Source organism: Erythrobacter sp. S267 (assembly GCF_057365045.1).
Genome location: NZ_CP200298.1, coordinates 685595 through 706368, shown reverse-complemented (window position 1 = coordinate 706368; position 20774 = coordinate 685595). Strand labels below are relative to the sequence as shown.

Annotated in this window: 24 protein-coding genes and 1 other RNA gene; 15 read left to right on the top strand and 10 right to left on the bottom strand. The window is 61.8% G+C overall.

Annotation, left to right across the window (positions count from 1 at the left end; genetic code table 11):
• The first annotated feature begins 12 nt into the window (after nt 1-12).
• Both AC0V6X_RS03065 and AC0V6X_RS03060 read left to right on the top strand, forming a co-directional pair.
• The gene (locus AC0V6X_RS03065) at nt 13-564 is read left to right on the top strand and encodes a PilZ domain-containing protein (protein ID WP_486183125.1); all 552 of its coding nucleotides are present in this window, start codon (nt 13-15) and stop codon (nt 562-564) included.
• Nucleotides 565-650: 86 nt separating this feature from the next.
• Nucleotides 651-1217, top strand: coding sequence for an SRPBCC family protein (locus tag AC0V6X_RS03060; RefSeq protein ID WP_486183124.1), 567 nt, complete (start codon nt 651-653; stop codon nt 1215-1217).
• Nucleotides 1218-1229: 12 nt separating this feature from the next.
• Here the strand turns inward: AC0V6X_RS03060 and AC0V6X_RS03055 are convergent, their stop codons facing one another.
• Nucleotides 1230-3365 (bottom strand): malate synthase G, encoded by a 2136-nt coding sequence (locus AC0V6X_RS03055; RefSeq protein ID WP_486183123.1) that lies wholly within the window; start codon nt 3363-3365, stop codon nt 1230-1232.
• 172 nt (nt 3366-3537) lie between these two features.
• On the opposite strand from AC0V6X_RS03055, the gene AC0V6X_RS03050 reads away from it, so the two are divergent.
• The 3 genes from AC0V6X_RS03050 to AC0V6X_RS03040 all read left to right on the top strand — a co-directional run bounded on the left by AC0V6X_RS03050 (nt 3538) and on the right by AC0V6X_RS03040 (nt 6219).
• On the top strand, nt 3538-4554 hold the full coding sequence (locus AC0V6X_RS03050; protein ID WP_486183122.1) for an arginine N-succinyltransferase: 1017 nt from the start codon (nt 3538-3540) through the stop codon (nt 4552-4554).
• Nucleotides 4554-5792, top strand: a complete 1239-nt coding sequence (locus AC0V6X_RS03045; protein WP_486183121.1) for an N-succinylarginine dihydrolase — start codon at nt 4554-4556, stop codon at nt 5790-5792. Before AC0V6X_RS03050 ends, AC0V6X_RS03045 begins: the two co-directional genes overlap by 1 nt.
• A 139-nt stretch (nt 5793-5931) precedes the next feature.
• Nucleotides 5932-6219: a hypothetical protein gene (locus tag AC0V6X_RS03040; RefSeq protein WP_486183120.1), complete on the top strand. Its 288-nt coding sequence runs from the start codon at nt 5932-5934 to the stop codon at nt 6217-6219.
• 1 nt (nt 6220) lies between these two features.
• Here the strand turns inward: AC0V6X_RS03040 and AC0V6X_RS03035 are convergent, their stop codons facing one another.
• From AC0V6X_RS03035 to mscL, 3 genes are all read right to left on the bottom strand, one after another.
• Nucleotides 6221-6967 carry a hypothetical protein gene (locus AC0V6X_RS03035; RefSeq protein WP_486183119.1) on the bottom strand — a complete coding sequence of 249 codons (747 nt, stop codon included), beginning with the start codon at nt 6965-6967 and terminating at the stop codon, nt 6221-6223.
• 291 nt (nt 6968-7258) lie between these two features.
• Nucleotides 7259-7600, bottom strand: a transfer-messenger RNA (tmRNA) gene (gene ssrA, locus AC0V6X_RS03030).
• 428 nt (nt 7601-8028) lie between these two features.
• Nucleotides 8029-8460: a large conductance mechanosensitive channel protein MscL gene (mscL, locus tag AC0V6X_RS03025; RefSeq protein ID WP_486183118.1), complete on the bottom strand. Its 432-nt coding sequence runs from the start codon at nt 8458-8460 to the stop codon at nt 8029-8031.
• Nucleotides 8461-8642: 182 nt separating this feature from the next.
• On the opposite strand from mscL, the gene AC0V6X_RS03020 reads away from it, so the two are divergent.
• The 7 genes from AC0V6X_RS03020 to AC0V6X_RS02990 all read left to right on the top strand — a co-directional run bounded on the left by AC0V6X_RS03020 (nt 8643) and on the right by AC0V6X_RS02990 (nt 13614).
• Complete coding sequence (locus tag AC0V6X_RS03020; protein ID WP_486183117.1) at nt 8643-9245, top strand: LemA family protein; 603 nt, start codon at nt 8643-8645, stop codon at nt 9243-9245.
• A 48-nt stretch (nt 9246-9293) separates the two neighbouring features.
• A complete protein-coding gene (locus tag AC0V6X_RS03015) occupies nt 9294-9791 on the top strand; it encodes a TPM domain-containing protein (RefSeq protein ID WP_486183116.1) in 498 nt (165 codons plus the stop codon).
• A complete protein-coding gene (locus tag AC0V6X_RS03010; protein ID WP_486183115.1) occupies nt 9788-10552 on the top strand; it encodes a TPM domain-containing protein in 765 nt (254 codons plus the stop codon). The genes AC0V6X_RS03015 and AC0V6X_RS03010 overlap by 4 nt, the downstream gene beginning before the upstream one ends.
• A complete protein-coding gene (locus AC0V6X_RS03005; protein WP_486183114.1) occupies nt 10552-11484 on the top strand; it encodes a TPM domain-containing protein in 933 nt (310 codons plus the stop codon). The genes AC0V6X_RS03010 and AC0V6X_RS03005 overlap by 1 nt, the downstream gene beginning before the upstream one ends.
• A 3-nt stretch (nt 11485-11487) precedes the next feature.
• The gene (locus AC0V6X_RS03000; protein ID WP_486183113.1) at nt 11488-12162 is read left to right on the top strand and encodes a TPM domain-containing protein; all 675 of its coding nucleotides are present in this window, start codon (nt 11488-11490) and stop codon (nt 12160-12162) included.
• Between the two features lie 78 nt (nt 12163-12240).
• Nucleotides 12241-12792 carry an NUDIX hydrolase gene (locus tag AC0V6X_RS02995; protein ID WP_486185502.1) on the top strand — a complete coding sequence of 184 codons (552 nt, stop codon included), beginning with the start codon at nt 12241-12243 and terminating at the stop codon, nt 12790-12792.
• 39 nt (nt 12793-12831) lie between these two features.
• Nucleotides 12832-13614: an SDR family oxidoreductase gene (locus AC0V6X_RS02990; RefSeq protein WP_486183112.1), complete on the top strand. Its 783-nt coding sequence runs from the start codon at nt 12832-12834 to the stop codon at nt 13612-13614.
• Nucleotides 13615-13739: 125 nt separating this feature from the next.
• On the opposite strand, the gene AC0V6X_RS02985 is transcribed toward AC0V6X_RS02990, so the two are convergent.
• The 5 genes from AC0V6X_RS02985 to AC0V6X_RS02965 all read right to left on the bottom strand — a co-directional run bounded on the left by AC0V6X_RS02985 (nt 13740) and on the right by AC0V6X_RS02965 (nt 15169).
• Nucleotides 13740-14276: a DUF7282 domain-containing protein gene (locus tag AC0V6X_RS02985; protein WP_486183111.1), complete on the bottom strand. Its 537-nt coding sequence runs from the start codon at nt 14274-14276 to the stop codon at nt 13740-13742.
• 115 nt (nt 14277-14391) lie between these two features.
• Nucleotides 14392-14604 (bottom strand): PspC domain-containing protein, encoded by a 213-nt coding sequence (locus AC0V6X_RS02980; protein WP_486183110.1) that lies wholly within the window; start codon nt 14602-14604, stop codon nt 14392-14394.
• The gene (locus tag AC0V6X_RS02975) at nt 14601-14822 is read right to left on the bottom strand and encodes a hypothetical protein (RefSeq protein WP_486183109.1); all 222 of its coding nucleotides are present in this window, start codon (nt 14820-14822) and stop codon (nt 14601-14603) included. Before AC0V6X_RS02975 ends, AC0V6X_RS02980 begins: the two co-directional genes overlap by 4 nt.
• 98 nt (nt 14823-14920) lie before the next feature.
• Entirely contained in the window at nt 14921-15031 is a 111-nt protein-coding gene (locus tag AC0V6X_RS02970) for an enoyl-CoA hydratase (protein ID WP_486183108.1), read from the bottom strand.
• Between the two features lie 27 nt (nt 15032-15058).
• Complete coding sequence (locus AC0V6X_RS02965; RefSeq protein WP_486183107.1) at nt 15059-15169, bottom strand: enoyl-CoA hydratase; 111 nt, start codon at nt 15167-15169, stop codon at nt 15059-15061.
• A 245-nt stretch (nt 15170-15414) separates the two neighbouring features.
• On the opposite strand from AC0V6X_RS02965, the gene recF reads away from it, so the two are divergent.
• The gene (gene recF, locus AC0V6X_RS02960) at nt 15415-16503 is read left to right on the top strand and encodes a DNA replication/repair protein RecF (RefSeq protein WP_486183106.1); all 1089 of its coding nucleotides are present in this window, start codon (nt 15415-15417) and stop codon (nt 16501-16503) included.
• A 100-nt stretch (nt 16504-16603) separates the two neighbouring features.
• Here the strand turns inward: recF and AC0V6X_RS02955 are convergent, their stop codons facing one another.
• Nucleotides 16604-17359, bottom strand: a complete 756-nt coding sequence (locus AC0V6X_RS02955; protein WP_486183105.1) for an arylesterase — start codon at nt 17357-17359, stop codon at nt 16604-16606.
• A gap of 131 nt (nt 17360-17490) precedes the next feature.
• Here AC0V6X_RS02955 and AC0V6X_RS02950 point away from each other — a divergent pair, with 131 nt between their 5' ends.
• Together AC0V6X_RS02950 and AC0V6X_RS02945 are read left to right on the top strand one after the other, a co-directional pair.
• Nucleotides 17491-18210: an ABC transporter ATP-binding protein gene (locus AC0V6X_RS02950; protein ID WP_486185501.1), complete on the top strand. Its 720-nt coding sequence runs from the start codon at nt 17491-17493 to the stop codon at nt 18208-18210.
• The gene (locus AC0V6X_RS02945; protein ID WP_486183104.1) at nt 18207-20753 is read left to right on the top strand and encodes an ABC transporter permease; all 2547 of its coding nucleotides are present in this window, start codon (nt 18207-18209) and stop codon (nt 20751-20753) included. Before AC0V6X_RS02950 ends, AC0V6X_RS02945 begins: the two co-directional genes overlap by 4 nt.
• The last annotated feature ends 21 nt before the right edge of the window (nt 20754-20774 follow it).

Genomic DNA, 20774 nt, shown 5'->3' with positions numbered 1-20774 from the left:
TAAGAGGGATAAATGGGCCAGATCGTCGAGCCAAAGAGTTTTGAGGCACTTGCGCGCAATCAGATTGATCGGCGGCGCTCGACCCGCATGCTTACGGAAATTCCGGTGACGCTCGCGACAAAGGGCGAGCAGCATGAGTGTCATATGACCAATATCTCTGACGATGGCGCGATGCTGGAGACTCCAACCCCGCCGCCCGCTGGCACCACGGCAAGGCTGGTGATGGGCGACGACATGGTTCTTTGCGAGATCGTCTGGTCGCGCGGGCAGATGTGCGGGATCAAGTTTGGCGCGCCGCTGGGCGATGAAAAGCTCGGCAATATCACCCGCGAAACGGGTAAGGCGCAGAAGAAGTCAGGCACAAAGTCGGGCGCGAAACTGGGGATCGAGGCGCAGGAGGTATCCGGCGAACTCACGCCAGCGCAGGCCGACTTTGCCGCCACCGTTCAAGCCAAATTCCGCGTCGGTGTGCAGAGCCTTGCACAGATGGACGGCTCGGCAAACGACCGAGCCAAAGGCGCACCAGCCCGCAAACGCCGCTCGCTTGTCGTGCGCGAGGATTGAAGAGCGGACGACCGATAACGTCACGGATTGTTAGGCCTTGCCAAGTAAAGTTGCGTAGTCACTCGCCATTGCCAAGGAGCCATCCATTGTTCGGGTTCAACAAAAACAAGCGCATGATCGAAGGTCCGGTCGAGTTCGAGGCCGAAGTCTTGATTCGTCGCCCGGCACTCGAGGTGTTTCCTCTGATCGACATTGCCGATCCGCGATTTGCGCATGCCCAACGCGGCGCCCAGCTCAAGGGATCGGACGGCCGTTTCACAATGAGCGTTGAAGAGATCGACGACGCCGTCTTCGAATTCACGGTGCTCGAACGCGTCCCCGGACAACGCCACAAAGCCGAATGCGTCATGGTTCCGCAGCTCTTTGCGCTCGTTAAATCAGTTGAGGACTACACGATTGAGCCGACAGGCGAGAACGCTTGCCGCGTTACAATGGTGATGAGCGCCGAATTTGATCCCGACTTGTCGGATGAAGAGGTCGCCGGTGAGATCGCCATGATGAGCTCTGCTGTCGATAACGATCTCGCCAAGCTGAAAGTGCTCGCTGAAGAGGGTGTCGAAGCGGTCAAGGCCTTGGAAGAGGCGGAAATGGGCTTCGAATTCGACCTCAGCGAACTCGACATGGATTGGGACGAGATCGACCCTAAGCAATAGGTCGCATGGGCTCTAAACCGCCCCTTGCGCCTTCTTCACCTGTCGCCAGCTGTGGAGCAGCGGTTCGGTGTAGCCAGAGGGTTGCTGGGCGCCTTTGAAGATCAGATCCTTGGCCGCGCGGAAGGCGGGGGCGTCCTCGTTACCGATCAGCGGCTGGTACGAGGGATCGCCTGAGTTCTGCATGTCGACCTTGGTAGCCATGCGGGTGAGGCTGTCCATCACCTGCTCCTCAGTGACCACGCCATGGAGCAGCCAGTTGGCGATGTGCTGGGAGGAGATGCGAAGCGTCGCGCGGTCCTCCATCAGGCCGACATCGTTGATGTCCGGCACCTTGGAGCAGCCCACACCCGCATCGACCCAGCGCACCACATAGCCGAGCAGGCCTTGGGCATTATTGTCGAGCTCCTCGCGCAGTTCCTCCTCCGACCAGTTCGTGCCCTGCGCCAGCGGGATCGAGAGCAGCGCGTCGAGACCCGCAGGCTCTGGCAGCGATTTCTGGAGGTTGAAGACGTTCTCAGAATGATAGTGCAAAGCGTGGAGCGTCGCGGCGGTTGGAGACGGCACCCACGCCGTGTTCGCGCCCGCGCGCAGATGCCCGATCTTCTCGACCATCATCTGCCCCATCAGGTCGGGCGCGGCCCACATGCCCTTGCCGATCTGCGCCTTGCCCGACAGGCCGTGCTTGAGGCCAATCGCGACATTGCGCGCCTCGTAAGAGCCGAGCCATGCGGACGACTTCATCTCGCCCTTGCGCATCATCGGACCCGCTTGCATCGAGGTGTGAATCTCATCCCCCGTGCGGTCAAGGAAGCCGGTGTTGATGAAGACGATGCGGTCCTTCACCGCGTGGATACAGGCACCGAGATTGGCGGAAGTGCGGCGTTCCTCGTCCATCACGCCGACCTTGATCGTGTGACGCGGAAGACCCAGCAAGTCTTCCACTGCGTCGAACAGATCGTTGGTGAAGGCGCATTCCTCCGGCCCGTGCATCTTGGGCTTCACGATGTAGATGCTGCCGTGCTTCGAATTGCCGTATTTCGCCAATCCTTCTTTATGGGGCCCTTCAACGTCCAGCGTGCTGATCGCGGAGGTGAAGACCGCGTCCATGATGCCCTCGGGGATCTCCGAGCCGTCCTGAAGCCGGATCGCAGGATTGGTCATCAAGTGCCCGACATTCCTCACAAACATCAGACTGCGGCCCGGCAGTGAGTGCTCATTGCCAAAGCCATCGCGATAGGTCTTGTCGCCATTGAGCTTGCGGGTGAGCGTACGCCCACCCTTCTCAAAGCTCTCCTCCAGATCGCCGCGAATAATGCCGAGCCAGTTGGTGTAGGCAAGCAACTTGTCCTCTCCATCAACCGCCGCAACCGAATCCTCGCAATCGGCAATGGTGGTGAGAGCGGCTTCGATGTTGATGTCCGCAATGCCGAGTTTGTCGCCCGCTCCGACAGGCGTGGACGCGTCGAAGACCACTTCGATGTGGAGGCCATTGTTGACGAATAGACGGCCCTTCTCGGTCTCGCCGACATATTGGCTCTCATCCGCGATAGCGATGCCTTGGGTCGCGTCAGTGAGGTCGGCCCAGCTGCCCTCTGCCAGCGGCACGGCCTGATCGAGGAACTCGCGACCGCGCGCAATCACCGCCGCCCCGCGTTCCTCGTCATAGCCGCCGGGCTTTGCGGGCGGAGCGTCTAGCGCATCGGTCCCGTAGAAGGCGTCGTAGAGCGAACCCCAACGCGCATTGGCCGCGTTCAGCAAGAAACGGGCATTGAGGATCGGGACCACCAGCTGCGGGCCCGCCATCGTCGCGATCTCAGGATCGACGTTCTGCGTGCCAATCTGGAAGTCAGCAGGCTCTGGCACGAGATAGCCGATCTCCTCCAGAAACGCGCGATACTCCGCTGCGTCATGTGGCTTTCCCACTCGCTCGACATGCCATGCGTCGATCATTGCCTGAAGGTCCTCGCGCTTTGCCAGCAGCGCCTGATTGCGCGGAGCAAAATCCGCCAGCAGCGTCGCGAAGCCCTGCCAAAACGCTTCCGCATCCCGGCCTAATGGAGCCAGAACTTGCGTTTCGAGCAGATGGGCAAGACCCTCATCCACAGAGAGGCCAGCGCGCCCAATCATAGGGGAATTCATGGTGGTCATTGATAGTCCTCAGATCGATCCGTTTAACGGGCCTGGGGAGGAGGACTTGGGATCAGCCTATGGCGAAACGTGCGGTCCATTGCAAGCGGGGTTGGAAGGCGCGATTTCGCCCGCTACGGGTAGGCTTTGCAGGACACTGGCGCAGTCTATCGCGCCAAGGGGAGCCCTAGATTTGACCTTTCGCCTTCGCGCCGCGCGCTCGACCGATCTGGAACACCTCTATGAGATGGCCAAGCTGACCGGCGGGGGTTTCACCAACCTGCCCGCTGACCGAAAAGCGCTGGGCACAAAGCTCGAACGCGCGCAGGCCGCTTTTGAGAATACTGAGGATACGCTGGTCGACGAACAATTCGTGTTGGTGCTGGAGGATACCAAGTCCAAAGCTGTGCGCGGCACATGCCAGCTGATGACCAAGGTCGGGCAGCAATGGCCGTTCTACTCCTACCGCCTCAACACGCTCACCCAATACAGCCAGGAACTCGACCGCACGGTGCGCGCCGAATTGCTCAGCCTCGTCACCGATCTGGAAGGATCGAGCGAGGTTGGCGGACTGTTCCTCCACCCCAATGAACGCGCCGGGGGGCTTGGCCTGTTGCTCGCCCGCTCCCGCTATCTCTTCATCGCCATGCACCGCGCGCGCTTTGCGGACCGGGTGCTGGCGGAGCTGCGCGGGATCATTGATGAGCGCGGCGGATCACCCTTCTGGGACGGGGTTGCGGGGCGCTTCTTCGGCATGGGCTTTCAGGAAGCGGACTATTTCAACGCCATCAATGGCAACCAGTTCATCGCCGACTTGATGCCCAAGCACCCCGTCTACATCGCGATGCTGGGCGAGGATGCGCGCTCCGTAATCGGCGTCCCTCATCCCACAGGCCGCGCGGCGATGCGGATGCTGGAGAATGAGGGCTTCCGCTATGAAGGCTATGTCGACATTTTTGACGGAGGCCCAACCATGATCGCGCCGACCGACAGCGTCACGAGCGTGCGTGACAGCAGCGAAGCAACACTCACTGGCCTCGACGTGCACGAAGGCGAGCGCGCGATTATCGCCACCGGACGCCTCTCCGACTTCCGCGCCTGCTATGGCGCGCGGGTGATGGACGGCGAAGGCGGGATCGCGATTGACTCAGCGGCTGCCGATGCTCTGGACGTCGCCGAGGGCGATAAGGTCTGGAGCGTCGCGCGCTAATGCTCACAGAGATCAATTTCGACGGGATTGTCGGCCCGACGCACAATTATGCGGGTCTGAGCCTCGGCAATATTGCGAGCGCCAAGCATCACGGCAACACCTCCTACCCGCGTGCGGCTGCCTTGCAGGGGATCGCCAAGATGCGCGGCAATCTGGAGCGGCTGGGTGTGCAAGGCTTCCTGCTGCCGCTTCACAGGCCCAATATCGCGACGATGGCCGCCCTCGCCTTGGACGGGACGGAAGACCCCAGCTTGCGCGCTGTGCCTTGGTCTGCGTCGAGCATGTGGACCGCCAATGCCGCTACAGTCAGCCCGGCGCCGGATACTAAGGACTGCAAGTGCCACATGACCCCGGCAAACCTTGTGACCATGCTCCACCGCGCGCAGGAATGGCATGAGACGGCCCAGCAGCTCAAAATCGCCTTCGCAGACAAGGAACATTTCACGATCCACACCGCCGTCCCGGCCACTTTCGGGGATGAGGGCGCGGCCAATCATATGCGTTTCTGTGAGGGGCATGGCAGCGCGGGTGTCGAAGTGTTCGTCTACGGCAGGCCCGGCGGACGATTCCCGGCGCGACAGCATGAACAAGCCAGCCGGCTCATCGCTCGCTCACACGGACTCGACCCAGCCAAATGCGTCTTCATCGTACAGAACCCTGCCGCGATTGAAGCGGGCGCGTTCCACAATGACGTCGTCTCGGTCGCCAATGAGCGTGTGTTGTTCACCCATGCGGAGGCTTTCGCTGACCAAGCGGGTGCCTACGACGCGATCCGCGCGGCCTTCCCCGCGCTCGAAGTGGTGGAGGTTCCCTCCAGCGCGGTAAGCCTCGACGAAGCCATCCGCACCTATCTCTTCAACGCTCAGCTGACGACGCTGCCCGATGGCACGATGGCGCTGATCGTGCCCGAGGAATGCCGCGAGAGCGAAAGCGTCTGGGCCTATTGCGAGGCGATGGTCGCCTCCAACGGCCCGATCCGCAAAGTCGTGCCTGTCGATGTGCGCCAAAGCATGGCCAATGGCGGCGGTCCTGCCTGCCTGCGCCTGCGCGTTGTGTGCGATTCCGCGACCGTCGATCCGCGCTTTCTTCTCGATGAAGCCAAGGCCGACCTGTTGGAACAGACCATCGCGCAAACATGGCCCGAGCAGATCGACCCGGCCGATCTGGGCAGCGAGGCTTTGACCGAGCAGGTGGTCGCCGCAAGACGAGCACTGCTCACCGCGCTTCAGCTCGATTGAGCCAGTTCATCAAAGTTAACGCATTTGCAGCTCTGCGTCGGATGCGCTTACACTCGTCCCAACGTTAACCACTAGAGCCCGCAGCCAAGCGTTGTTGGCACGGTAATTGCTCTTGAAGAGGTTAACCTTTGGAGTCGGAATGCTGCGAAAAATTGGGCGTCTTTTTGTGATCAAGAACCGGCTCGAAGCCTATGTGATCATCTATGCCCTCGCACTGGGCGCCACCGCCCGCGGCAGTTCCTATCTCGACCAATATCCCGGCGGCTGGGGCGTAGCTCTGTTCCTAGCAACAACCGGCGCGGTGTTCCTAGCGGGTGCTGCTATCCTAGATTCGCTCGATGCGAAGAAGGAAGTCGCCGAGCTGAGAGCGCAATTGGCGCAAGCAGCTGAGCGCTCAGACGCTCTGCCCCAAGACCCGCGCAGCTAACCTACTGCCCAAACCCGTCATTGGGGATCGCGTTGCCGTCCTCGTCATATTCGGGAAGCAGAGCAATATCCTCTGCCCGCGTGACCACCAAAGTCACTTGCTTGCGGCGGAAGTCGCGCCGTCCTCCGACCCATGCCGCTTCAAGCCGAGGCTGTCCGCGCACCACGATGCGCCGACCGCGGAAATAGGCGCGCAGATTGGCTAGCGTTGGCCGCTCAAATTCAGCCGTCCTATCGCCATCGACGATCAGGCCTGCCTCGGTGGTAGTTTCGGTCGAGTTCTCTGCAACTGTATCGACCGATGCATCGAGGATTTCGTAGAACGTGTCCTCATCAAACTCGATCACGACCAGGTTGGGATTGCGCGCCACTCTCGACCCGCGTGAGAGACCGCCAATCCCGTTGCTGCTTGAGGTGTTGATCCCGGCTGAGCCGAGGATCGCGATCTCCTCCAGCGGGTTCACATTGTAGTCGCGGTCATGCAGCTCAAACTTGTCGCCGACGCGGATGACATTGGCGACATCCATGATGACGGCCATCTCCCATTCCTCATCATCGGCCATGTCGCTCGCATTGCGGCGAGCCGCGATCTGAAGCGCGCGCGGCTGGAGGCAGTCGACCTCGCAAATGTGACGCAAGCGCTCGAGATATTCTTGATAGGGTTCGGCGGATGCCGGAGCGGAGAGGCCGGTGGCGGCAAGAACAGTAACCGAAAGCGCGGCAAGCTTGCTGGAGAGATGCATATTCACAGTGTGCGACCCCTGAAAATTCGACGGTTTTGCAAGGCTATACTCACCAACCTTTCCACCAGATGAAACTTCCGCGCGGCACTTGGCCTAGGCTTAGGGACAGCAGGACCGCCGCGCTCATCGCGCAGTCGGTTCTTGTACAATATCGGAGATGAGTGGGGGTTTCTGTTGCTAGCTACCCGCGCTTTTGTCTTGGGAGAGGAGGACCGTCGTTCTCTTGGCGAGGGCGGTTCTTATTCGCAAAACAATGAAAGTGGGGAGATTCTGTTGCTAGCCTCTCCCCGGGGCCCCGGAATCCGCTTCTGTTGCCCGGTGGGTCCAACCGCGCTTTAGCTTTGTAAGATCAGGCCGTTAGGCCGTCAGATTACGCTGCGATTGCGAGTGCTTCGTTATCGTTTGCACTTATGAGTTGTGAACAGTTTTACGGGGTTTTCAGCCCGGGCAAAAACAACGCTTTTCAGCCCACGTCGATCCTAGTTCGGCCCCGTCAAAAGTCCCTGTTTCCAGAGATTTATGGTGGAGCCGCCGGGTACTGCCCCCGGGTCCGTTGTGCCTATTGCACGCTGCAATTTATCGCCATAGTCGGTTGCCCGACGCTCCTCATATAGCGCTTGATTGATGAAATGGAAGTGAATGGGGGTTTGGTGTGAGTTGTGAGAGTGTGCGCGACAGTCGGAGGGTTTTTGTTTTCTTGCGCCCTCAGACGCCGGGCGCGATTTCCTCGCTCTCACGCCCTTCGGGCGCGTCGCTGCGGGCGGGCGGTCGCCCTTGCGGTCCGCTTCGCGGCCCGTGCTCCGCGATTACGTTGCCACCTCGCGCCTAGCGGCTAGGTGCCAACCGCTCGACTAGCGCTGGTCGCGAGCCGACCAGGCGAGCCAGAGGCCGACAGGCCGACCGCAGCGGGTCCGTAGCGCAAGCGGAGGACGTCTAGCGAGGACGCACCCACGGATGTGGGTGCATGAGACAAACAACTCCCGCCGCCCGGCGTTTGAGGGCACAAAACAAAAAACACCCGCCCCGCACCAAAGTGCGAGGCGGGCGTTGTGTTCAGGCTAACCTGATTATTTCTTCAAGCTATCCCGGATTTCCGTCAGCAGCTCGATTTCGGTCGGGCCGGATGGTGCTTCTTCTTCCTCTACCGGCTTTTCATAGCGCTTTTGGATCTTGGTCGCATAGCGAACCAGCATGAAGATGATGAAGGCCAAGATCACGAAGTTGATGATCGAGGTCACAAACGCGCCCCATGCCAGCACATTCGCGCCCGCTTCACGTGCGGCTTCAAGCGACATGCCAGGCTCCACCAGCTCGGCGCCGGAAAGAACGGTGTATTTGCTGCTGAAGTCGACATCGCCAAAGATCATGCCGACGATTGGCATAATCATATCGTTGGTGAGCGATGCGACAATGACGGCGAAGGCACCGGCGATGATAACGGCAACGGCCAGTTCCATCACATTGCCCTTGGCGATGAATTCCTTGAATTCGGTAAGCATTCTTGATCCCCTTTACCTGATCCCTGTACTGCCCATTTTGCAGCTTCAGAGCCGCTTGCCAAGCGTCAAGGAGCCGCCTGTGGACTTCTTGAAAGCCAACAACGGTGTGCTATATTCATAGTACAGACAGTTTGCGCGGCCGCTCCCCTTATGCGAGGCTCGCGCTTTCAGGAGGGACCAAGATGAATTTCAAGAATTTCGGGCGCGCCGTTGTGGTCGCTGCCGCTTCATTGATGCTGGCCGCATGCGGGATCAACTCGGTCCCGGCTGCTGAGGAAGAGGCGAAGGCCAAATGGGCCGATGTGGAGGCACAGTTCCAACGCCGCGCGAACCTGATCCCGAACCTGGCTGAGGTTGCACAAGGCGCTGCTGAGAATGAGCGTGCGATCCTGACCGAAGTGACCGAGGCCCGCGCCCGTGCGACTGCCATCAATGTCAGCGCAGATAGCCTTGATGACGCTGAGGCGATGGAGGATTTTGCCGCGGCGCAGAGCCAGATCAGCGCCGGAATTGGCCGCCTGCTCGCCAGCTTTGAAGCCTATCCGACGATCACGTCGAGCCAGAACTTCCTGACGCTGCAAAGCCAGCTTGAGGGCACCGAGAACCGCATCGCCGTCGCCATCCGCGACTATAACGAGGCGGTGCGCGCCTATAACACGACGATCCGCACCTTCCCGGACACGATCGGCGCCAACATCATCCACGGCGCAGAGCCACTCGCGCCCTATTCGGCCACGACCGAGGGAGCCGAAATCGCGCCCGAGCTTGACCTGACGTCGAACTAAGCTTTGCGCGGATCGTCTCTCCTTGCTGCTCTTGCGGCGCTGTTCCTTATGGCTTGCGCCCCTCAATCTGAGAGCGAGCCTGAGGGCGCGGCCAATGACAATGCTACGCCGGAGGCAGCGCTCGAACTGACGGGCCGCGTCGTTGATACGGCAAGTATCCTGAGCGACAGCGTGGAAGCTGAACTGAGTGCCAAGCTGGCAGCGCTGGAAGAGAACTCCGGGGCCCAACTGGTTGTCGCGACCACGCCTTCGCTCGATGGACGCTCAATCGAAGACTACGCGCTCGACCTCGCCAAGGCATGGGGCCTAGGCAGTGCTGAGCGGAATGACGGGCTCCTTTTGCTGGTCGCTCCCAGTGAGAGGCTGGTGCGCATCGAAGTGGGACTGGGCTTGGAGACAACCGTCACCGACCCTGATGCAGCGGCGATCATCTATGAGGCCATCCTCCCCGCCTTCCGCAGCGGCGATTTCGAGGCAGGTATCACTGCCGGGGTCGACAGGCTGGTGGCTGAGGTAGAAGCGGGCGAATTGGCAGAGGCCGCATGATCCGCCGTATCGCCCTCCCCCTAACCGCCTTGCTTGCGCTGGTCGCAGCACCGATTGCCGCGCAGACCTTCCCGGAGCTGACGGGACGCGTGGTCGATCAGGCCGACATCATCCCCGCTCCGGTTGAGGAAGACCTGAGCGCCAAGCTGGAGGCTCTCGAATCCGCCACGCAGCGCCAATTGGTCGTCGCGACGATCACCTCGCTCGAAGGGTATGACATCGCCGATTATGGCTATCGCTTGGGCCGCGAGTGGGAATTGGGCGATGCGCAGCGCAATGACGGCGCGATGCTGCTGGTGGCCCCCAATGAACGGCAAGTGCGGATCGAGGTTGGCTATGGGCTCGAAGGCTATCTGACCGACGCCTACAGCGCATACATCATCCAGAGCGAGATCGTGCCTCTCTTCAAACAAGAGGACATGGTCGGCGGGATTGAGGCGGGCACGGACGCGCTTGTCACCCATCTTGGATTGCCCGAAGACGAAGCCTTCGCCGCGCGCAATCTGGTGGAGGAGCAGGCTCGCATTGCAGACCGGGTAGACTTTGGCGAAGCAGCCAGACTGATCCTCGCCAACCTCTTCATCCTCTTCATGATGTTCCTTTTCATCAGCCAGATTGGCAAAGGGGCCAAAGGCGGGCGTAGTGGCTCCAGTTGGAGCGGATCGCGCGGGGGCAGCACCTCCTCCAGCCGCAGCTCCAGCAGCAGCTTCTCCGGCGGCGGCGGCTCTTTCGGTGGCGGCGGTGCGAGTGGGAGTTGGTGATGCGGTTTCTACTCCTTCTCCTGACAGTCGTGGGCCTCAATCTGGCCCCTGCCCTCACTACGCCTCTATCCGCGCAGGATTTCCCAGCGCTGTCGGGCCGCGTGGTGGACGAAGCCGATATCATCCCCGCCGATGTCGAAGCGCAGCTGACCGCGAAACTCGAAAATCTGGAAGCAACCACGCAGCGCCAGTTGGTCGTGGCGACGGTTCCGACCCTCGATGGCTACGACATTGCCGATTATGGCTACCGGCTGGGCCGCGAATGGGGGATCGGCGATGCGGAGCGCAATGACGGCGCGATCCTGCTGGTTGCCCCCAATGAACGCCGCGTGCGGATTGAGGTCGGCTATGGGCTGGAAGGCTATCTGACCGATGCGGTCTCCTCGCTCATCATCCAGAATCAAATCACGCCGCGCTTTCGCGATGGTGATATGCCGGGCGGAATTGTCGCGGGCACCGATGCGATCATTGGCCAGTTGCAGCTAACGCCGGAACAAGCAGCGGAAGTCTCCCAAAACGCGATCACGATCCAGACCGAGCGCCGCTCCGACGATGGCGGCTTCCCCATTGGAGCACTGATCTGGCTCGGCTTCCTGTTTTTCTTCTTCGTGCTTCCGATCATTCGCGGCGCGAGCAAGAGCCGCCGCTATCGCCGCAAGGGCAAAGGACCCTGGGGCTCTCGGGGGGGCAAACGCAAGGGTAAAAAGCGCAGGCGCGATGATGACGACGACTGGGATGACGATGACGACGGCTTTGGCCGCGATGTCGGCACCATCATCCTGTGGGAAATCGGCAGCGCCATTGCGCGCGGCGCTCTCTCCGGAGGCGGCTCTGGCGGAGGCGGCTGGAGCGGCGGAGGCGGCGGCTTCGGCGGCGGCTTCTCCGGCGGCGGCGGATCATTTGGAGGCGGCGGCGCCTCAGGGGGTTGGTGAGACATGGCCTATCTAAACGAAGAGCAGCACAAACTCGTCTCTGACGCCGTGCGCGAAGTGGAGACGCAAACCTCTGGCGAGATCGTCACGGTCCTTGCCGACCGCAGCGACGGCTATACTGACGTCGCCCTATGGTGGGCGATTGGCTTGGCGATCAGTGTGATGACAGTCTTTGCGACCTTCCCTGCGATGTATCGCGACATGCTGGACGCCTTGATCGGCGGCTGGGGCGTTGACTTCACTGACGGGCAATTGCTCGGCACGCTGGTTGCGATTGGCCTCGTCACCTTCCTCATCGTGCTCGCCGCGCAGCTGTGGGACCCGTTGCGTTTCCGCATGATCCCCTCGCCCGTCAAAACGTCGCGCTGTCATGAGCAAGCGATCCGCCACTTCAAAGTCGGCGCAGAACGACGCACGCATGGCCGCACCGGCGTCCTCATCTACCTCTCGATGCAAGAACACCGCGCAGAGATCGTCGCGGACGATTCCATCGCGGAAAAGGTCAAGCCCGAAGTCTGGGGCGAGGCGATGGGCGACATGCTCGAAGAAATCCGCGAAGGCCGCATCGCAGAGGGCATGGCCGTGGGCGTGCGCGATGTCGGCTTCATCCTCGCCGAGCATTTCCCGCGCGGTGAAGACGACACGAATGAGCTGCCTGATCGCTTGATCGAGGTCTAAGCCACATCCCCCCTTGACCCGCCCGCCAAGAGCCTGTCGAAGGGCTGCCAACCTATGCCCAACGACTTCACCAACCTCATCAAAGATAAAGACGCCAACCTGCCGGAGGAAACCCGGTGGGAGGGCAAGTTCATCACCGCCAAAACGCGCGGACGGTGGGAATATGTCGGACGCGCACGCGGCATCCGCGCCGCCGCGATCATGGCGATAGACGAGGATGCGGACGGCACCCGCCACGTCATCCTGGTCGGACAATACCGCGTGCCGCTGGGCCGCTTCACCCTCGAAATCCCCGCAGGCCTTGTCGGCGATGATGAGGGCGCGGAAGGCGAGCTCGCTATGGACGCCGCCAAGCGCGAGCTGGTCGAGGAAACCGGATACTCCGCGGAAGCATGGGACAATCTGGGCGAGTTTTACTCTTCCCCCGGAATGGTCTCCGAAAGCTTCACTCTGCTGCGCGCCCGCGGCCTCACCAAGGTCAGCGAAGGCGGCGGCATTTCCGAGGAAAATATCGAAGTTTACCGCGTGCCATTGGACGGGCTCGCTGACTTTGTCGCCGAGTGGCGCAAGGCCGGCCACGGCGTCGATGTGCGCGTGGCCATGCTAATGACGCCTGGTTTTCTGACTTAGGGCTTCTTGGGCTAAGGGATTTTTGGGAGAGATTTGGACATGACGAAACGCTGCGAAGGCAAACTCGCAATTGTAACAGGCGCTGCTCAAGGCTTGGGAGCCGCCCATGCGACCCTGCTCGCCCGCGAAGGGGCACGCGTGCTGTGCACCGATATCAACGGCCAAGGCGCCGAAAACACCGCCGCGCGCATCAATTCGGAATGCGGTGTGGGCCATGCGCATGGCATCGCGCATGACGTGACCGATCCCGACCAATGGGAAGTCGCTGTCGATGCAGCCAGGCAAGAGATCGGCGGGCTGAACGTGCTCGTCAACAATGCCGGGATCGGCGTGCCGGGCAATATCGAGGAATGCGATTTTGACGACTGGCAGCGCTGCTTCTCGATCAATGTCGATTCCATTTTTCACGGCTGCCAAAAGGCCCTGCCGCTGATGCGCGAGCACGCACCCGGCTCCATCATCAACATTTCGAGCATCGCCGGCCTTATCGCGAGCGACACGATGCCCGCCTATAATGCGTCAAAAGCGGCGGTATGGATGTTGTCGAAGTCGATTGCGCTGCACTGCGCCAAGAACAACATGCAGATCCGCTGCAACTCGATCCACCCGACCTTCGTCGACACGCCTATTCTCGATGGGACGGCTAAGGCGCATAGCCTCGACAAGGATGTGCTGATGGAGAAGCTCGCCCGCCAAATCCCCCTGCGTTTCGTCGGAGAACCCAACGACATCGCCAACGCAGTGGTCTATCTGGCAAGCGATGAAAGCCGCTTCATGACCGGCGCGGAGATCAAGCTGGATGGTGGTATCAGCGCTATGTAGCTTTTCGCTCACCCATCCGGGTGAGCGTCCTCGCTAGACGCCTTTCGCTTCGCTACAGGCCCGCTGCGGGCGGGCGGTCGCCCTTGCGACGCTGCGCGCCGTGCTAGCGCCACCGTGGAGTGCGCCTACTCCGGCACCGTCACGATATGCGCGACCATGGTCGTGCCTTCGAAGACGGCTTTGTCCTCCACGTTGATGCCGTCCTCTACGAAGACGAAGTCGAGCACGCGGTCGTCGTCCACGTCGGTGTGCAGCATAACGAGGAACATCCGACCCGGATCGGCGGGTGTGTTGAGGCGCAGGGTGACGCCCTCGTTGGTGCCTGCCTCCAGATAGGTGAAGCCGGAGACGACATCGCCATTGGGGCGGCCATCCATCACAGGGTGGGCGACGAGGAAGCCGGCTTGCTCGATCGTAACCTCCGGGAAGACAAGCGCCACGGAATCGCCGCGATAGGCGGAGACGGCCTCTCCATCGACGCGCAGGGTTTGGAAGGAGGTAACGCCTTTGGTACGCGTCATGCCTTCGGTCTGGATCGCGTTGCGCTCTCCATTGCCCAAGGTGATTTGCGGTGTGATTTGCGGCGTGGCGTCTTGGGCCATCGCTGCGGGCACAGACATCATCGCGGCGCAGGCCAACGCTGCTGCGGTCAATTTCTTCATCTGGGTCTCCCCTCCCTGATTCTTTGTTCTGAGCGAGGAGCTTAGGGCCATCTCTCCCACAAACAAAGAAGGAGCCCCTACAACGAGCCCCTCCCGGTTTGCGGTGATGGTACGGCTACTTCGCGATCAGGCCGATAGCGAGGTAGATCAGGCCAGCGGTTCCGACGCTGAAGAAAGCGCCAAGGACAAAGGCGATCCGCACAATGATCGGGTCGATGCCCATATAATTTGCGATCCCACCGCACACGCCCATCAGCTTGCCATCGGTTTTGTCGAGGCGGAAGTTGGTCTGTGGCGGTCGGCCGTTATTGTTGGTCAGATTGCTCATGCGATTGCTCCAGTTGCTAGGGTGAATAGGTCAAGGGTAGCGAGGTTCGGGGTTACCGAAAGAATGGCTTCTGCGGGGGAGGCAGTTCCTGCGGCGCTACCTGAGATACCGTCGACGATACCGGGGGCCAGCAGGATGAACGTGACGATCAACGATCCCACCGCAGCAGCGGCGCAGCGGGCGGCCAGGCTACCGGACAGGGCGTAGAACGAATACATGAATTGAAGTCTCCTTTGTGTGTTTGAATGGTGGGTCTGAATGGTTTGAGTGGCTGTCTTGAGGGGGAGTCTTGAGGGTTGGGGCTAGACCGTCACCCTCAAGCCATAACAGGGGTCGCCGGAACGATGGCGTAGGCGAGAAAACCAGCAGAAATCACGACCGAGAAAGCGGCGGCGAAAACGCGGTTGGCAGTGTCAGAGTTAAACATGGTGGGGTCTCCTATGAGTGAGTTGGATCAAGCAAACGCAGGGGTTGCAGGGACAATCGCGTAGGCAAGCATTGCGGCTGAGAAGACAACCGAGAGAGCGGCGGCGAAGAAGCGGTTTGCAGTGTTGGTGGCAGTCATTTGAATTCTCCTTAGTGAGTGTCTTTGTGTGTTCTCCGGGACCGTCCCGGTTACACCCAAGACCTTGCAGGAGGCGTGCCAAACTCGAAAAACGGGAGAATTCTGCGGTTTTCATGGCCCACCAACCTTAACCCATCGTTCAGCATTCCGAAAGGTTGGGAATTTTTCCCAAGCTTTGGGATTGGGGATTTTGCCCTAGCCGCGGCTGGCCTTTATCCCGCCCCGTGCTAGGCGCTGACACAGTCATGGCGCTCGCAAAGATCACCCTTCAAAACTTCCGCAACCATGCGGCGAGCGAGCTTGGCGACACCGCGCATTTCAACCTGCTGGTGGGCGAGAATGGCGCGGGAAAGACCAATGTGCTCGAAGCGATCTCGCTGCTCTCGCCCGGACGCGGTCTGCGGCGCGCGCCTTTGGGAGACCTGGCGCGCAAGGCACCGGGATCGGACGAGGTCGGCGCTTTTGCCATCGGCGCAAGCCTGATCGAGCAGGGGCAGATCTCCGCTCGGATTGGCACTTACACAGAAGCCCAGCGCCCTACCCGGCGTCTGGTACGGATCAATGGCAGCGAGGCAAGCGCCTCTGCGCTAAGCGAGTGGCATGCGGTCTCCTGGCTCACCCCGGCGATGGACGGGCTGTTTACCGACAGCGCGGGCGCGCGGCGGCGCTTTGTCGACCGGATGGCGCTCGCGATTGAGCCGGACCATGCCAAGGCGGTGAGCCAGCTGGAAAACGCTCTGCGTGAGCGGAACCGTCTGCTCGAAGATCACGGCGATGCGCGCTGGCTCGATGCGATTGAAGCGCAGGCCGCGCAGCACGGCAGCCTAGTTGCGCAGACCCGCGCGCGGCTGATAGCTCAGCTGTCGGACGAACTCTCCGCCTTGCCTGCGGAGCCCTTCGCCCGCCCAATCCTGACCTACCGCGCCGGAGGGCCCACCGACCCTGCCGAGCTGCTTGCCGAATTCGCCCGCGCCCGCCCCCGCGACCGCGCCGCAGGACGTGCGCTGGTCGGGCCAAACCGCGATGAGTTGGACGTGGTGATGATGGGCTCAGGCCAGCCCGCCGCATCCTGCTCTACCGGAGAGCAAAAGGCGATGTTGATCGCGATCACGCTGGCCCACAGCGTACTCGCCGCCTCAGGCCGACCAAGCGTGCTGCTGCTGGACGAGGTCGCAGCCCACCTAGACCCCGTGCGCCGCAAAGCCCTGTTCGAGCGTCTGCGTGCAGGCAAAGCGCAAGTCTGGATGACCGGAACCGAACTCGCGCCGTTTGACGCGATCGAAGAGGAAGCAGCAGTGTGGCGGGTGAGCGGCGGGACGCTGGAGCGGGTCTAACACTTCGTCATTGCGAGCGTAGCGAAGCAATCCAGAGCGTCACGCGAGACAGCCCTGGATTGCCGCGCCGCTTCGCGGCTCGCAATGACGAAGAAAAGTGCTACTCCTCAGGCAACGCCGCTGCCACTTCGTCGATGGTTGAAGCCACCAGTGCTTCAATCCCTTCGGCGGTCGGGTGGATGCGGTCGGCTTGGAACAGGCTTTGATCCTCGTAGATGTCCTGCAACCAGAACGGGATCAGCGCGGTGTTATATTCGCGCGCCAGCTCGCCATACATCTCGTCAAATTGCTGTTGGAACTCCGGCCCGTAATTGGGCGGCGCGCGCATGCCCATCAGGAGGACGGGGATTTCGCGGGCTTTCAGCTCGGTCAGCATGGCGTCGAAATTGGCGCGTGTCTCATCGGGAGAGAGGCCACGAAGCAGATCGTTGCCGCCCAGCTCCAGAATGAAAAGGTCCGGCTTCTCGGCTTGCGCATCCAGCGTAAAGGCGAGCCGGTCGCGGCCCGCTGCACTTGTATCGCCCGAGACGCCTGCATCGACCACGCGTGCGTTAATCCCGCGCCCGCGCAGAGCCGCTTCGAGGCGTTCGGGATAACCTTCGGGTTCCTCTAACCTGTATCCGGCGAACAGGCTGTCTCCGAAAGCGATGATGCGCACTTCCTCGCCCATGACGGGGATCGCCAGCTCGCCTTCCGCAAATTCGCCCGCCTCTGTGCGCGGGGTGTTGGTTTCAGAGGGCTCGGCTCCCTCGTCGCTGCACGCCGATAAAGCGAGCGCGGCTGCGAAACCAAACGCGGCTGCCGTGCGTTTGGGTTTTGGGCGTTTGAGACCCGAATTCATCTGCAAGCTGGTCATAGTGATCTGCGAACCTTTAAGTGTCGGTCTTGTTTGAAAACCGTTCCTAGCCCATCTGAACCCATACCCCCAATTGTAAAGCGATCAATCTCTTGACCTCTCCCCTATCTGCAAACGACCCATCCCAGTCGATGGCGATCTCGGCTCGCAATCTCACCCTGACGCTTGGCTCCGACGCCGCGCCGGTGGAGATCCTGAAGGGCATCGACCTCGACATTGCCCATGGCGAAGTGGTCGCGCTGCTCGGGCCGTCGGGGTCTGGCAAAAGCTCACTGATGGCAGTGCTGTCGGGGCTGGAGCGCGCAAGCGGCGGGTCGCTGACTGTGGCAGAGCAGAATTTCTCGACGCTGGATGAGGATGGCTTGGCCGCAGCACGTCGCGGGCGGATCGGGATTGTCTTGCAGGCCTTCCACCTGCTCCCGACCATGACAGCGGCTGAGAATGTCGCAACGCCGATGGAGCTGGCGGGCAGTTCGGATGCGAGCCCACGCGCTGAAGCCGAACTGAAAGCTGTGGGCCTAGGCCACCGCATCGGCCATTACCCCACGCAACTATCGGGCGGAGAGCAACAGCGCGTCGCCATCGCCCGCGCCATTGCGCCTCGACCGCAATTAATCTTTGCGGATGAGCCGACCGGCAATCTCGATGTCTCCACCGGCGAGGAAATCGTCGAGTTGCTCTTCGCCCGCCGCGCGGAGACTGGCGCCACCTTGCTCATAATCACCCACGACCCTTCCCTCGCCGAGCGCTGTGACCGCGTGCTGACAATGGCGGATGGCGTGATCGTCTCTGACCGCCGCACCGGCGCGCCCGAAGCGACCCATGTGCCTGCCAGTGAGGCTGCGGAGTGAGCGCTGCTGGGATCAACTCTCTGACATGGGGCGCGGCGTGGCAGATTGCCAAGCGCGACCTCAATGCGCGTTTCAAGGGCTTGCGCCTGCTGTTGGTCTGCATCTTCCTTGGCACGGCAGCGCTCGCCGCTATCGGCACGCTGACCGCTTCGATCGAGCGCGAGCTGCAATCGTCTGGCCAAGCGCTGCTCGGCGGCGATCTGGAGGTTGAGGTCTGGCAACGCGACCTGTCTGAGGAGGAAATCGCCAGTCTGAGCGAATATGGCGAGATTTCCGGCGGCTTCCGCTTGCAGGCGATGGCGACGACTGACGACGCTGCCGCTCCGGTGGAGCTGAAGGCGGTCGACGACAAGTGGCCGCTCTATGGCAGTTTCACTGTAGGCGACGGCGTCGAAACCACCGCTCCGACCGCCAATGACGCCTACCTTGCACAGGGCGCGCTAGACCGGCTCGACATTGCCGTCGGAGACGAGTTCCGCGTGGGCACCATGACATTGCGCGCAGCGGGCGTGATTGAAAACGAGCCGGATCGCCTCTCCGAAGGGTTCCAGCTTGGCCCGACCGTTCTGGTCGCCCGTGACATCCCCGCTGCTGCTGGCCTGACGCAGCCCGGATCGCTCTATGAGAGCAAATACCGCATCGCCTTCGACAACCAATCGCTCGACCCTTCCGAGGTCGAGGAAGCCCTAACGCAGGCCTATCCCAATGCCGGTTTCGACTTCCGCAACCGCGACCGCGCCAGCCCCGGCGCGGACCGCTTCGTGCGGCAGATGAGCGACTTTTTGACCCTTGTGGGCCTCGCTGCTCTGGTCATCGCAGGGATCGGGATTGCAGGCGGCGTGTCCTCCTATCTCGACCAGCGGCGGGCGAGCATTGCGACGCTCAAAGTGCTCGGAGCATCCTCACGCGACATCGTGCGCGTCTATGCGCTCCAGATCGCTGTGGCAGCTTTCCTCGGCAGCTTCCTCGGCCTTGCGACCGGCGTCTTGGTCACGCCGATCCTTGGAGCCGCGCTCGAAGGGTTGCTGCCGGTTGAGAGCGGCTTTGTGATCGAGCCTGCGCCACTGCTGCTGGCAGGGGCTTACGGCATTCTCGTCGCCTTTGCCTTTGCCGCTGCGCCCTTGCTGCGCGCGCGGTCCTTCCCGGCGATGGCGTTGATGCGCAGCCGGATTGTGCCGCTCAGCCGGGACAAGCGCGCGCTGATTGCGACCGGCATTGGCCTTGCCGCCATCTGCGCCCTCGCCCTCCTCACCACCGCGCAGCCGCTTCTGTCCGGAGGCTTCCTGATCGGAGCGGGCGGCGCGCTCATTCTGCTCGCTGGCCTCGGACTTCTGCTGCAATTCGTCGCGCGCAAATTGCCACGCCCGAGCAATCCGCTGCTGCGATCAGCCCTTGCCAACATCCACCGTCCCGGAGCGCCCACCAGCGCACTGGTCACGGCCTTGGGCTTTGGCCTCGCCGCCTTCGTCCTGCTCGCTGCGATCCAGAGTTCGATTGACGGCAATATCCAGAGCCGCGTCCCGCAAGAGGCACCGGACTATTTCGCGCTCGACGTGCCGGTTGAGGGCGAGGAACGCTTCACCACGCTCGTCACCGATGCCTTCCCCGAAGCAGACGTGCGCACCGTCCCCACCATGCGCGGCGCGGTGCTGGCCTATGGGCCGGAAGGGGACATGCAGCTCGTCTCCGAGCTGGAGGAAATCCCCGAGGGCGCATGGGCGCTGCGGGGCGAACGTGGCATCACCTATGCCGACACGGCCCCTCCCGGAAGCCGCGTCGTCGATGGCGAGTGGTGGGCTGAGGACAGCACCGAAGCGCTCGTCTCCATCGACAAGCAATTTGCGGACGCGGTGGACCTTCAAGTTGGCGACATGCTGACCATCGGCATCCTTGGGACAGAGCGCACTGTCCGCGTCGCCAATACGCGTGAGATTGACTGGGAGACGATGGGCTTCAACTTCACCATGGTCTTCTCCCGCGCGGCTATCTCTGACGCGCCGCACAAATTGTCGGCAACGATTGACCTGCCCGAAAGCGCCTCTGCCGACACCCAAGCGCGCGGAGAGCTGCTCCGGGCGTTGGTGCGCGAATATCCCTCCAGCTCGGTCATCGAGGTGGGAGAGGTTCTGGTCCAGGCGCGCACTCTGCTCGAACAAGTGGGCCTTGCGACCCTTGCCGCGGCGGCTGTCGCAGTGCTCGCTGGCCTCGCCGTGTTGATGGGAGCCATCGCAGCGGCGAGAGCGGCGCGCACCTATGACACGGTTGTGCTGAGAGTTCTGGGCGCGAGCCGCAAACAAATCCTCGGCCTGCAACTGGCAGAATACGGCTTGATCGCAAGCGCGCTTGCGCTGGTTGCATTGGCTCTGGGATCGGCGCTTGGCTGGGTGATTATCACTCAGCTGTTCGAATTTGACTGGCTGCCCGATTGGGGCGTTGTGCTCGGAGTGCTCGGCCTCGGCCTTGCGATGGTGCTCGCCTTCGCGCTCGGCGGATCACTGCCGCTGCTGCGCGCGAAACCGGCGCAAGCGCTTCGGGAGCTATGATTGGGGGAGCGCTCCAAGCAC